The 13172-nt window shown below is 55.7% G+C and carries 11 protein-coding genes; 6 read left to right on the top strand and 5 right to left on the bottom strand.

The window, feature by feature from the left end:
- The first annotated feature begins 27 nt into the window (after window positions 1–27).
- The 4 genes from AC6I79_RS19950 to spfP all read left to right on the top strand — a co-directional run bounded on the left by AC6I79_RS19950 (window position 28) and on the right by spfP (window position 5206).
- The gene (locus tag AC6I79_RS19950; protein ID WP_241798956.1) at window positions 28–1014 is read left to right on the top strand and encodes a serine/threonine protein kinase; all 987 of its coding nucleotides are present in this window, start codon (window positions 28–30) and stop codon (window positions 1012–1014) included.
- Window positions 1015–1040: 26 nt separating this feature from the next.
- The gene (gene dsbA / locus AC6I79_RS19945) at window positions 1041–1670 is read left to right on the top strand and encodes a thiol:disulfide interchange protein DsbA (RefSeq protein WP_021507125.1); all 630 of its coding nucleotides are present in this window, start codon (window positions 1041–1043) and stop codon (window positions 1668–1670) included.
- A gap of 423 nt (window positions 1671–2093) precedes the next feature.
- Window positions 2094–4883 (top strand): DNA polymerase I, encoded by a 2790-nt coding sequence (polA, locus tag AC6I79_RS19940; protein ID WP_159377815.1) that lies wholly within the window; start codon window positions 2094–2096, stop codon window positions 4881–4883.
- A 275-nt stretch (window positions 4884–5158) separates the two neighbouring features.
- Window positions 5159–5206, top strand: coding sequence for a small protein SpfP (gene spfP, locus AC6I79_RS19935; protein WP_071892919.1), 48 nt, complete (start codon window positions 5159–5161; stop codon window positions 5204–5206).
- An 87-nt stretch (window positions 5207–5293) separates the two neighbouring features.
- Here the strand turns inward: spfP and yihA are convergent, their stop codons facing one another.
- Complete coding sequence (yihA, locus tag AC6I79_RS19930) at window positions 5294–5935, bottom strand: ribosome biogenesis GTP-binding protein YihA/YsxC (RefSeq protein ID WP_031279643.1); 642 nt, start codon at window positions 5933–5935, stop codon at window positions 5294–5296.
- Between the two features lie 555 nt (window positions 5936–6490).
- Between yihA and yihI the strand changes: the two genes are divergently transcribed.
- Entirely contained in the window at window positions 6491–7009 is a 519-nt protein-coding gene (gene yihI, locus AC6I79_RS19925; protein WP_058770999.1) for a Der GTPase-activating protein YihI, read from the top strand.
- Between the two features lie 237 nt (window positions 7010–7246).
- Complete coding sequence (gene hemN / locus AC6I79_RS19920; RefSeq protein ID WP_159377814.1) at window positions 7247–8620, top strand: oxygen-independent coproporphyrinogen III oxidase; 1374 nt, start codon at window positions 7247–7249, stop codon at window positions 8618–8620.
- Window positions 8621–8649: 29 nt separating this feature from the next.
- Here hemN and AC6I79_RS19915 read toward each other — a convergent pair whose 3' ends face one another.
- The 4 genes from AC6I79_RS19915 to glnA all read right to left on the bottom strand — a co-directional run bounded on the left by AC6I79_RS19915 (window position 8650) and on the right by glnA (window position 12956).
- Window positions 8650–8775, bottom strand: a complete 126-nt coding sequence (locus AC6I79_RS19915; RefSeq protein ID WP_021507120.1) for a YshB family small membrane protein — start codon at window positions 8773–8775, stop codon at window positions 8650–8652.
- 106 nt (window positions 8776–8881) lie between these two features.
- On the bottom strand, window positions 8882–10291 hold the full coding sequence (glnG, locus tag AC6I79_RS19910; RefSeq protein ID WP_031279642.1) for a nitrogen regulation protein NR(I): 1410 nt from the start codon (window positions 10289–10291) through the stop codon (window positions 8882–8884).
- A 7-nt stretch (window positions 10292–10298) separates the two neighbouring features.
- On the bottom strand, window positions 10299–11348 hold the full coding sequence (glnL, locus tag AC6I79_RS19905; RefSeq protein WP_021507118.1) for a nitrogen regulation protein NR(II): 1050 nt from the start codon (window positions 11346–11348) through the stop codon (window positions 10299–10301).
- A gap of 198 nt (window positions 11349–11546) precedes the next feature.
- The gene (gene glnA / locus AC6I79_RS19900) at window positions 11547–12956 is read right to left on the bottom strand and encodes a glutamate--ammonia ligase (protein WP_031279641.1); all 1410 of its coding nucleotides are present in this window, start codon (window positions 12954–12956) and stop codon (window positions 11547–11549) included.
- Between the last annotated feature and the right edge of the window lie 216 nt (window positions 12957–13172).

Genomic DNA, 13172 nt, shown 5'->3' with positions numbered 1-13172 from the left:
ACGCACAGGTAACACACAGGCACAATGATGAGCGAAGCCGCTTTTAATTTTCAGACGCTGAATCCCGACGTCATCCTCGATGCGCTCTGGGATGCCGGTCTGCGGGTCGAGTCCGGCTTAACCGCCCTGAACAGCTACGAAAACCGCGTCTATCAGTTCAGCGATGAGGATAAGCGACGCTATGTCGCTAAGTTCTATCGTCCGCAACGCTGGAGCGCCGCGCAGATCGCTGAAGAGCATCGCTTTGCTCAGGATCTGCTGGACGATGAAGTGCCGGTTGCCGCGCCGCTGGCGCTGCAGGGCAATACGCTCAATCAGCACGCTGGCTTTATGTTCGCGGTGTTTCCCAGCCTCGGTGGCCGGCAGTATGAAACTGACAATGAAGAGCAGATGGAATGGGTGGGACGTTTCCTTGGCCGTATCCATCAAACCGGACGCCACAGCCCGTTCCGCCAGCGGCCCACTCTGGGCCTGCAGGAGTATGTGGTTGAGCCACGTCTGCAGCTGGAACAGAGCGCGCTGGTGCCCGCCTCGCTGAAGGATGCGCTACTGAATGCGTTAGATAAACTCAGCGCCACGCTGCAGCAGAGCTGGCACAGCCAGTGGCAACCGCTCCGGCTGCACGGTGACTGCCATCCCGGCAATATTCTGTGGTGCGATGGGCCGATGTTTGTCGATCTCGATGACGCGCGCACCGGTCCGGCTGTGCAGGATTTGTGGATGCTGGTGAACGGCAGCCGTCAGGAGCAATTGATCCAGTGGGATATTTTGCTGGAAGCGTATAACGAATTTGGTGATTTCGATTTACACGAATTGACACTGATTGAGTCTTTACGCGCCATGCGCATGGTTTATTATCTGGCCTGGGTGGTACGCCGCTGGCAGGATCCCGCTTTTCCGCGCGCCTTCCCCTGGATGACCGATGAGGACTTCTGGCGCCGGCAGATTGCACTATTTATCGAGCAGGAAAGGCTGTTACACGAACCGCCGTTACAGCTTAGCCCGCAATTTTAATGAAGTACTCAGGAGATGTTCTCACGATGAAAAAGATTTGGTTTGCGCTGGTAGGTTTGATGCTGGCATTTAGCGCCTCAGCGGCACAGTTCAACGACGGCAAACAGTACGTTACGCTGCCAAAACCGGTCGCCGGTGAGCCGCAGGTTATGGAATTCTTCTCCTTCTTCTGCCCGCACTGCTACCAGTTTGAACGCATTTACCACGTCAGCGATGCGGTGAGAAAGAATCTGCCAGCGGACACCAAAGTGACCAAATATCACGTTGATTTCCTCGGCGGCGACTTCGGTCCGGTGGTCACGCATGCGTGGGCAGTGGCAATGGCGCTGGGTGTGGAAGATAAAGTGACCGCACCGATTTTCGACGGCATCCAGAAGACCCAGACCATTACCGACGCAGCCAGCCTGAAAGAAACCTTTATTAAAGCAGCGGGTATCACCTCTGAAGATTACGATGCAGCGTGGAACAGCTTCGCCGTGAAGGCGCTGGTTGCACAGCAGCAGAAAGCGGCTTCGGATGTTAATCTGCAGGGCGTACCGGCGATTTTCGTTAACGGCAAATACATGGTTAACAACGGCGGCCTGGACACCAGCTCAATGGATAACTTCGTGGCGGATTATGCCAACGTCGTGAAATTCCTGGTTGAGAAAAAGTAATTAAGCGCTGAAAACGCGATGGCTTATGCTGTAGCGGCGCGGTTATCACCCGCCGCTACAGTGAAACCAACCCACACCACATCCTTAATTCACGAAGCCATACATCCCTTACCGCCAGCGTTTTTTGATTACCCTTTCGCTTAATATCCACATAGACGATCGCCTTTTTAAAAAGGTGTTTCGTATCACGGCAAGATTATAACTGACTGATTGTAAAAACATTTTAATCGTAAAATGATTGCAATTAACGTAAATAACAATACGTTATGAATTTTACGCACAAAGTTATCCACAAGATGATCCTTGCGATCCGCGCCGCGTAACCGCGAAAAAGATCCTCACTTTCTGCTGTTACTTCAACATTGTTCGCTGGTTGTGGCATCCTTATAACCCTGATTATCGCAACGAAGAAAATACAAACCTATGGCGCAAATTGCAGAAAATCCCCTGATTCTGGTAGATGGCTCTTCCTACCTCTACCGTGCATATCATGCCTTTCCGCCGCTGACCAACAGTGCGGGTGAGCCAACCGGCGCCATGTATGGTGTGCTCAACATGCTGAAAAGCCTGCTGATGCAGTATCAACCCAGCCATGTGGCTGTGGTCTTCGATGCCAAAGGCAAAACGTTCCGCGATGAGCTGTTTGAAAATTACAAATCGCATCGTCCACCGATGCCGGACGATTTACGCGCGCAAATCGCGCCGCTGCACGAGATGGTAAAAGCCATGGGGCTGCCGCTGCTGGCGGTGTCCGGCGTGGAAGCCGATGACGTGATCGGCACGCTGGCGCTGGAAGCGGAAAAGCAGGGGCGTGCGGTGCTGATCAGCACCGGCGATAAAGATATGGCGCAGCTGGTGACGCCGGGCATTACCCTGATTAACACCATGACCAACACCGTGCTCGGTCCGGAAGAAGTCGAGCAGAAATACGGAGTACCGCCTTCGCTGATTATCGATTTCCTCGCCATGATGGGCGACAGCTCGGACAACATCCCGGGCGTTCCGGGCGTGGGCGAGAAAACCGCACAGGCGCTGCTGCAGGGGCTGGGCGGCATGCAATCCATCTACGACAACCTTGATAAAGTGGCCGGGCTCTCCTTCCGTGGAGCAAAAACCATGGCGGCGAAGCTGGAGCAGAATCGCGACGTGGCGTTTCTCTCCTACCAGCTGGCGACCATCAAAACCGATGTGGAACTGGAGCTGGCCTGCGAGCAGCTGACGGTTAACGAGCCTGACGTCGAAGCATTGCAGACGCTGTTCAGCCGCTATGAATTCAAACGCTGGCTAGCCGATCTGCAGGAAGGAAAATGGCTGCAGGGTAAAAAGAGCAATAGTCAGGCGCAGAAATCGCTGCCGGATGAACCCGCCGTGGCCGCAGCGGAAACGGTCAGCGTGCTGTCCTCCGACGGCTATGTCACCATCCTCGACGAGGCGACCTTTGTCAACTGGCTGAAAAAACTGCAAAGCGCCGACGTGTTTGCTTTTGACCTGGAAACCGATTCGCTGGATACCCTGAGCGCCAATATTGTCGGCATTGCCTTCGCCGTAGCACCGGGCGAGGCCGCTTACCTGCCGGTGGCGCATGACTATCTTGACGCACCACCGCAGCTGGACCGCGCCGCGGTGCTGAAGCAGCTGAAACCGCTACTGGAGGACAGTAAAGCAGCGAAGGTCGGGCAGAATCTGAAGTACGATCGTGGCGTACTGAAAAATTACGATATTGAGCTGAACGGCATCAAATTCGACACCATGCTGGAGTCTTACTGCCTGAACAGCGTCGGCGGCAAGCATGATATGGACAGCCTGGCGGCCCGCTGGCTTAACCACAAAACCGTCACTTTCGAAGAAATCGCCGGTAAAGGTAAAAATCAGCTCACCTTCAATCAGATCGCGCTTGAGCAGGCGGCGCACTATGCGGCAGAAGACGCTGACGTCACGCTGCAGCTGCACTTGCAGATGTGGCCGAAGCTGGAGCAGGAAGCTGGTCCGAAACAGGTATTCGAGGCGATTGAAATGCCGCTGGTGACGGTCATTTCCCGCGTAGAGCGCAACGGTGTGCTGATCGATCAGAACATCCTCGCGAAACATTCGCAGGAGCTGACCACGCGTCTGGCCGAGCTGGAGCAGAAGGCGCATGAGCTGGCCGGCGAGCCTTTCAACCTCTCCTCCACCAAACAGCTGCAAACCATTCTGTTTGAGAAGCAGGGGATTAAGCCGACGAAGAAAACGCCGGGCGGCGCGCCGTCGACCAGTGAAGAAGTGCTGGCTGAGCTGGCGCTCGACTATCCGCTGCCGAAAGTGATTCTTGAGCATCGCGGCCTGTCGAAGCTGAAATCCACTTACACCGATAAGCTGCCGCAGATGATCAATCCGATCACCGGCCGGGTACACACCTCTTATCACCAGGCGGTGACGGCCACCGGACGACTCTCCTCGACCGACCCGAACCTGCAAAACATTCCGGTGCGCAACGAAGAAGGACGGCGCATCCGTCAGGCGTTTATTGCGGGCGCGGATAAGCGCATCGTGGCTGCCGACTATTCGCAGATTGAGCTGCGAATTATGGCGCACCTGTCGCAGGACAAAGGCCTGCTGGATGCGTTTGCGCAGGGTGAGGATATCCACCGCGCCACGGCGTCTGAAGTGTTTGGTGTGGCGCTGAGCAAGGTTTCCGGTGAGCAGCGCCGCAGTGCGAAAGCAATCAACTTCGGACTGATTTATGGCATGAGCGCATTTGGTTTGTCGCGTCAGCTGAACATTGGTGCCGGCGAAGCGAAGAAGTACATGGATCTCTACTTTGAGCGCTATCCGGGCGTGCTGCGTTATATGGAAGCGACGCGCGCGCAAGCCGCGGATAAGGGATACGTCGAGACGCTGGATGGTCGTCGTCTGTGGCTGCCGGACATCAACTCCAGCAATGCCATTCGCCGTAAAGCTGCCGAACGTGCGGCGATCAACGCACCGATGCAGGGCACCGCGGCGGACATCATCAAACGTGCCATGATCGCCGTTGACGGCTGGCTGCTGCAGCAGAACAGTGATGAGGTGAAAATGATCATGCAGGTACACGATGAACTGGTATTTGAGATCCACAAAGACGCCGTCGCAGGTGCCAGCCAGACGATCCGCGAACTGATGGAGAACAGCATGAAGCTGGATGTACCGCTGCAGGTTGAAGTGGGAACCGGCGATAACTGGGATCAGGCGCACTAAGGGCCTGCTGCCCGCCACAGATGCTGGTGGCGGGCAGCGTCATAAGAAAAAAGTTTACTTAATCGGTTCAGCCGGTCATCAAAACTGCCGGTAAAATACAGGTTAAGTAACTGCTTATCGGCTAAGCATTTTTTTGGTAATTAAACTACATGCCCTGCACGAAAATGTGACGAAGCTGGTAAAAAAGATGTCGAATTCTGAAACTTAACAACAAAAAACCCTTTGTTGGTCAGAAAAAATCGGGTAAAGTTCATCGCGTAGGGTACAGAGGTAAGATGTTCTATCTTTCAGACCTTTTACTTCACGTAATCGGATTTGGCTGAATATTAGCCGCCCCAGTCATTTATGACTGGGGCGTTTTTTATTGGGCTTTTTCTGAAAAAAAGCGGACGCAAAGGTCCGCTCAGGCGCTACTCTGACAGCGCTTCACCGTCGCCTTCCTGCGCCGGAGTCAGCTCGCTAAACCAGGTATCAAGTTTCTGACGCAGCTTATCGACGCCCAGTTTTTTCAGCGATGAGAACATCTCGACCTGGACATCGCCCATAAATGCCAGCGATGCCTCACGCACCATGTTCAGCTGCGCTTTACGGGCACCGGAAGCCAGCTTGTCGGCTTTAGTCAGCAGAATCATAACCGGAATACCGCTCTGCACCGCCCATTCAACCATTTGCTGATCGAGATCTTTAAGCGGATGGCGGATATCCATCAGTACCACCAGTCCTTTCAGGGCCTGACGTTTCTGCAAATATTCACCCAACGCGCGCTGCCATTTACGCTTCATCTCTTCCGGGACTTCCGCATAACCGTAACCTGGTAAATCCACCAGGCGTTTGCCTTCCACCACTTCAAACAGGTTAATCAGCTGCGTGCGGCCTGGTGTTTTACTGGTACGCGCCAGGCTTTTCTGGTTGGTCAGGGTATTCAGCGCGCTGGATTTGCCTGCATTTGAGCGCCCGGCAAAGGCAACTTCAATGCCCGTATCCGCCGGTAGATGACGAATATCCGGCGCGCTGAGCATGAAATGGGTGACGTGATAGTTCAAAGCAGACAATGTAAAACTCCAGCAGAATGATCGGGCAATGGCGCTGATTATACCTGTTATGGCGCAAAAGTGCCCGACAGGCGTCTTAACGCGCCATTTTGTAAGAGATCGCCGCTAACTGCTACCAGTGATGACGGATTCATGCAACATTCATTCATTATATTACTGTTTATTTTCATGGTCTTACGCTAAATATGAAAAAGACCGCTCTAAATTAGAGACAAGTCTCACTTGTTCAATTTACTGTTTGGTCTACATTTGTTGTCAGTGCACGGCAGCACCCATCAGGATGATGAGCTCAGGAGCGTCGGGGATGACCGCGAGCATGGCAGGAGAGCGATTCAGGCAGGAATCGGACAGGGACAGGGATTACTCGCAGGAGCGATGTGGCGATGGAGCAACCGGGACGTTGTGAGCCGTAAAGGATTTGACGCGTGTTTCCTTCATATGAAGGTGCGAAATAAGGCGATAGCACAGGCTATCGCCTTTTTTCTTTGTCATCTTTCTGCTAGATTTCGCCGCAATTCTATACTGAACTCACCAGGCATCGCCGAGACCGAACACATGAAGCAACCTGCACCAGCCCAGCGTGGCAAACCTGCTGCTAAAGCGAAACGCAAATCGCGTGAAGAACTGAACCAGGAAGCCCGCGATCGCAAGCGCGATAAAAAGCACAGCGGCCACAAATCCGGCAGCCGCGCCAACCCGGAAACGCAAAGCGCCGGTAAAGGGCACAGCAAAAAGAGCGCCGATCCGCGCGTGGGCAGCAAAAAGCCGGTCGCGCTGGTGGCGGACGGCAAAACCCTGCCCGAGAAGAAAGTGGCGAAGCCAAAGCCCAAAGCCGAAAAAGTGCGTCTGACGCCGCAGGAAGAGCTGGCGAAGCTGGAGAACGATGAGCGTCTCGACACGCTGCTCGATCGCCTTGAGAGCGGCGAAACCCTGAGCGCAGAAGATCAGGCGTGGCTGGATGAGACGCTGGATCGCATCGACGAGCTGATGGAAACGCTGGGCATTGCGCTGGACGACGACGCCGAAGATGAGCAGGCAGAAGAGGATATGATGCGCCTGCTTAAGGGCCACTAACCGCCATTTTTGATCGGCATGCGGCTTTGCGCATGCCGCGCTAAACAGGTATTCACCTATGTTTTGGCCTGGATCAATTTTAGCGCTGCTGCTGACATGTTATCTGCTGTGGTTATTGTTTAAACTACGCCGCCTGTCGCGGCTGAAATCGCGCTTACGGCGGCGTTCCGCCCAGCGCTTCGTCTCCTCTTCTGCCACGCGACCCGCCCTCAGACGACGTCACCGTAAGGAGTGAGCATGTCATCGCAGCAGATTGAGTGGGATCAGCGGCTCATCGAAAAATACAATTACGCCGGTCCGCGTTATACCTCCTATCCCACCGCGCTGGAATTCAGTGAAAGCTTTGGCGCGAGCGATTTTCAGCGCGCGGTTGAGCGCTATCCCGAGCGCGCGCTGTCGCTGTACGTGCACATCCCGTTCTGCCATCGTCTGTGCTACTTCTGCGGCTGCAATAAAATCGTGACGCGCCAGCTGCACAAGGCCGATCGCTATCTTGACGTGCTGGCGCAGGAGATTCGTCAGCGCGCGCCGCTGTTTGCTGGCCGTCGCGTTACGCAGCTGCACTGGGGCGGCGGCACGCCAACCTTCCTCAATCAACAGCAGGTCAGCCGGCTGGTGGCGCTGCTGCGCAGCCATTTTGATATTACCGACGATGTGGAGATGTCGATCGAGGTCGATCCGCGTGAAATTGAGCTGGAGATGATCGATCACCTGCGTGCGGAGGGCTTTAATCGCCTGAGCATGGGCGTGCAGGATTTCAACAAGGCGGTGCAGGAGCGGGTCAACCGCGTTCAGGATGAAGAGACCATTTTCGCCCTGGTGCAGCGTGCCCGCGCGCAGGGATTCCGCTCAGTCAGTCTGGATTTAATCTACGGCCTGCCGCTGCAGACGCCAGAGAGCTTTGCCTTTACGCTGCAGCGGGTGATTGCGCTCAATCCGGATCGCCTCAGCGTCTTCAACTATGCGCACATGCCTGCGCTGTTTGCCGCTCAGCGCAAAATCAAAGATGAGGAGCTGCCGACGGCGGCGCAGAAGCTGCAAATCCTGCAGCAAACCATTGCGACGCTGACCGGTGCGGGTTACCAGTTTATTGGCATGGACCACTTTGCCAAACCGGATGATGAACTGGCGGTGGCACAGCGCGCCGGCGTACTGCATCGCAATTTCCAGGGTTACACCACGCAGGGCGAAACCGAACTGCTCGGACTGGGCGTTTCGGCCATCAGCATGCTGGGCGACAGCTATGCGCAGAATCAGAAAGAGTTAAAAGCCTGGTATGCCAGCGTTGAGCAGCAGGGCCATGCGCTGTGGCGCGGTTTAACCCTGAGCGAGGATGATTGTCTGCGGCGGGATGTGATTAAAGCGCTGATCTGTAACTTTGCGCTGGATTTTGCCGACATCGAAGCCCGGTGGCCAGTGGTGTTTGAACGCTATTTTGCTGAGGATTTAGCGCTGCTGGCGCCGCTGGTGGCGGACGGCTTGCTTGAGATCGGTGAGCGCCGGCTGCAGGTCACCGGCATTGGCCGTCTGCTGATTCGCAACATCTGCATGTGCTTTGACCGCTATCTGCGGCAGAAAGCACGGATGCAGCAATTTTCGCGGGTAATTTAAGCATAAAGGGAGCCAGCGCTCCCTTTATGTTAACTGAACAGACTGACGCTGATGGCGCAGACCACGGCGGCCAGCGCGGTTTGCGGTGAGTGAGTCACAGCATTACCGATTGCCGCCACGTTATGCGCGATCAGCTGGATGACAGATTGCAACATGTTAGCCTCTCCCGATTGCCGCCAGTATGATACTGAACGGCACCGGTCTGTACAGATGTTACGCGCAGAAAGTGTGCAATAAATAACCCTTTTACACTTTTCCGCGTTATTCCATGCCCAGTTCTTTCAGTTTACGCGTGAGCGTATTGCGGCCCCAGCCCAGTAAACGTGCCGCTTCCTGCTTGTGGCCCTGCGTATGACGCAGCGCAGTGGTCAGCAGCGTACGCTCCATCTCCGGCTGTGCTTCTGACAGCAGGTTCTGATGACCGGAACGCAGCGCGCGGTCTGCCCACTGCGCCAGCAGCGTTGCCCAGCTGTCCGGCAGCGACTGCACCGGATTTTCCGGCGTACTCGACTCAAACAGCTCCGGCGGCAGATCCTGAATCAGCACTTCCTGGCCCGCGGCCATCACCGTCAGCCAGCGGCAGGTGTTCTCCAGCTGGCGCACGTTACCCGACCAGTGCAGTCGCGTCAGCGCGGCTTCAGTCTCCGGATGCAGAATTTTCGCTTCCACGCCCAGCTCACGCGCTGCGACCTGCAGGAAGTAGCGCGCCAGACGCGGGATATCCTCACGACGTTCACGCAGCGGCGGCAGATGCACGCGAATCACGTTGAGGCGATGGAACAGGTCCTCACGGAATTTGCCTTCCTGCACGCGCAGCTCCAGATTCTGGTGGGTAGCGGCGATGATGCGCACATCCACTTTGACCGGCGCATAGCCACCAACACGATAGAACTGGCCATCGGCCAGCACGCGCAGCAGGCGCGTCTGCACATCAAGCGGCATATCGCCGATTTCGTCGAGAAACAGCGTGCCGCCATCGGCCTGCTCAAAGCGGCCCTGACGAATCTGGTTCGCGCCGGTAAACGCGCCTTTCTCGTGGCCAAACAGCTCCGATTCGATCAAATCCTTCGGGATCGCCGCCATATTCAGCGCGATAAACGGGGATTTGGCGCGCGGGCTGTGGCGATGCAGCGCATGCGCGACCAGCTCTTTACCGGTACCGGACTCGCCGTTGATCAGCACGCTGATCGACGAACGCGACAGACGGCCGATGATGCGGAAGACATCCTGCATCGCCGGCGCTTCGCCGATGATATCGGTGGTCGGGCCGCTTACCGGCTGATTGCGCGGCTGCTGCTGCTCCTGATAGTGACTGATGGCACGCTCTACCAGCGCGACCGCTTCATCAATATCAAACGGCTTAGGCAGGTAATCAAATGCGCCCTGCTGATAAGCGCTGACCGCCGCGTCGAGGTCCGAATGCGCGGTCATAATGATGACCGGCAGCATCGGATGACGCTGTTTGATCTGCTTCAGCAGCGCCAGACCATCCATGCCTGGCATACGAATATCCGACAATAATACGTCCGGGGTTTTGGTCGAGAGCGCATCCAGCACCTCGTTGCCGCTGTCAAAGGTGGCGCAGCTTAAACCGGCTCCAGTGAGCGCACGTTCAAGCACCCAGCGGATGGAGCTATCGTCATCGACGATCCAGACTATCCCTCGTTGCATAGAAACCTCACTGGCGAATAGGCAGGTAAACCGAGAATTCGGTGTGGCCTGGCCAACTGTTAAATTCAATTTTTCCCGAATGCTGATCGATCAGGCTGCGGGCGATAGAGAGACCTAAACCGGTGCCGCCTTCGCGTCCGCTGACCATCGGATAGAACAGCGTATCCTGCAGCTGGGCCGGAATGCCCGGGCCATCATCTTCAATGTCGATACGCGCCACCAGCCGGTAACGCGTGCCGTGTAACGTCAGCTGAAACGCGGTACGGGTGCGGATGACAATGGTGCCGCCCGCTTCGCCCAGCGCCTGCAGCGCGTTACGCACCACGTTGAGCAGCACCTGCTCAATCTGGTCCGGATCGTGCGGCAGCTCCGGCAGGCTGGGGTCATAATCACGCACCAGCGAGACGTTTTCCGGCAGCTCCATCGACACCAGGTTAACCACACGTTCAGCCACCTGATGGATGCTCTGGGTCACGTGCAGTCCGGGCTGCTGCGGACCCAGCAGGCGGTCGACCAGGTTACGCAGCCGGTCGGCCTGCTCAATAATCACTTTGGTATATTCATTCAGCGCCGGATCGGGCAGGGCGCGCGATAACAGCTGCGCCGCGCCGCGCAATCCGCCGAGCGGGTTTTTAATTTCGTGCGCCAGGCCGCGTACCAGATCGCGCGCGGCAACCTGCTGGGCATGCTGAATTTGCTCCTGGCTGAGACGACGCTGATTATCCATCGGCGCCATTTCCAGCAGAATAAATCCGTCGGGTAGACGCTGTGCCGTGAGCGACATAATGTGCGCGCGGCCATCCACCACTAACGTGACTTCGCTATCGGTAAAGCCCTGGCCTGCCCCTAAACTCTCGCTCATTACCTCAATGTTCAGCGAAAAATAGCCGGTAAGTTCCGGTAAGGGCGTGCCGAACAATTTTCGTGAGCTTTGCGCCAGTAATTGCTGGGCCGCCGGGTTGGCGTAGTGGATAACCAGATCGTTATCGACCAGCAAAATACTGTTGATCAGGGAGTTGAGAATCTGCCCCGCGTCGGGCAGCGTGCCAGTTGCCATACAGCGTTCCTCTGCACTAAATTAGTGCATTATAGCCTTTGGGGACGCAAATCTATTCGTCGAACGATGAATTCGCGGTGAAAAAAGCCCATCCGGAGATGGGCTAAAGTTTCCACGGCAACAAAAAATCTTCAGCGCCAGGATTAGCACCGTCGCGGCGCTGGCGGCTACGGTGCATCTGCGCGAATCTTTTAAGGATTAAACGCTGTAGTACAGTTCGAACTCAACCGGGTGCGGCGTCATGCGTACGCGGTCGTTGTCAGCTTTACGCAGTTCGATGTAAGCATCGATAGCGTCGTCGGTGAACACGCCGCCACGGGTCAGGAACTCGCGGTCTTCGTTCAGTGCGTTCAGCGCTTCTTCCAGTGAACCGGCCACTTTTGGAATCTCAGCTTCTTCTTCCGGCGGCAGGTCGTACAGGTTTTTGTCCATCGCATCGCCAGGGTGGATCTTGTTGATCACGCCGTCGAGGCCGGCCATCAGCAGTGCGGTGAACGCCAGGTATGGGTTAGCCGCTGGATCCGGGAAGCGCGCTTCGATACGACGTGCTTTCGGGCTGGCCACCACCGGGATACGGATAGAGGCAGAACGGTTACGCGCTGAGTAAGCCAGCATGACCGGTGCTTCGTAGCCTGGGACCAGACGCTTGTATGAGTTGGTGGTCGGGTTTGCCAGGGCGTTGATGGCTTTAGCGTGCTTGATGATACCGCCGATGTAGAACAGGGCAGTTTCAGACAGGCCGCCGTATTTGTCGCCAGAGAACAGGTTTACGCCGCCTTTAGACAGTGACATGTGGCAGTGCATACCGGAACCGTTATCGCCAAACATCGGCTTCGGCATAAAGGTAGCCGTTTTGCCGTAGGCGTGCGCGACGTTGTGCACGACATATTTGTAGATCTGAATTTCGTCAGCTTTCTTGGTCATGGTGTTGAAGCGGGTAGCCACTTCGTTCTGACCAGCAGTAGCCACTTCGTGGTGATGCGCTTCAACCACCAAACCCATCTGCTCCATGGTCAGACACATGGCAGAACGGATGTCCTGTGATGAGTCAACCGGTGGCACCGGGAAGTAGCCGCCTTTCAGACCTGGACGGTGACCTTTGTTACCGCCTTCGTACTCTTTACCGGTGTTCCAGGCTGCTTCGATGTCGTCGATAGCCACGTGTGAGCCGGAAGTTGAAGAGCCGAAACGGATGTCGTCAAACAGGAAGAACTCTGGCTCAGGTCCGAACAGTACGGTGTCGGCGATGCCGGAAGAACGCAGGAACTCTTCTGCGCGCTTGGCAATGGAGCGCGGGTCGCGATCGTAGCCCTGCAGCGTGCCTGGCTCGAGAATGTCACAGCGGATGATGAGCGTTGGATCTTCGAAGAACGGATCCATCACGGCAGTTGTTGCATCCGGCATCAGCACCATGTCTGATTCGTTAATGCCTTTCCAGCCGCCGATGGAAGAGCCATCGAACATTTTGCCTTCTTCGAAGAAGTCAGCGTTAACCTGGTGAGCAGGGATAGTAACGTGCTGTTCTTTACCTTTGGTATCGGTAAAACGCAGGTCAACAAACTTAACTTCGTGCTCGTTCATCATCGAGAGAACGTGTTCAGCGGACATACTCAACTCTCCTGGAAATGGTCATTTTGTCGTCGTGGTGAGAGAACTTCTGTTGCCGGGAATGTGTCACGACTACTGACCACCCCTGACCAAGATCTCGGCAAGCTCTTCAACCGTTGTGCAACTGTCGTTTTCGCTTAAAAGATATAAAGCGAATTCTGTGCCAACTTTATTACAATGGTGAAAATGGCGCTGTGATGCGCCCTGCGGTGAGAC

It is taken from the genome of gamma proteobacterium symbiont of Scutellera amethystina, assembly GCF_059730845.1.
Note: the sequence above shows the minus strand (reverse complement) of the source record. Positions and strands in the feature narration are given on the sequence as shown.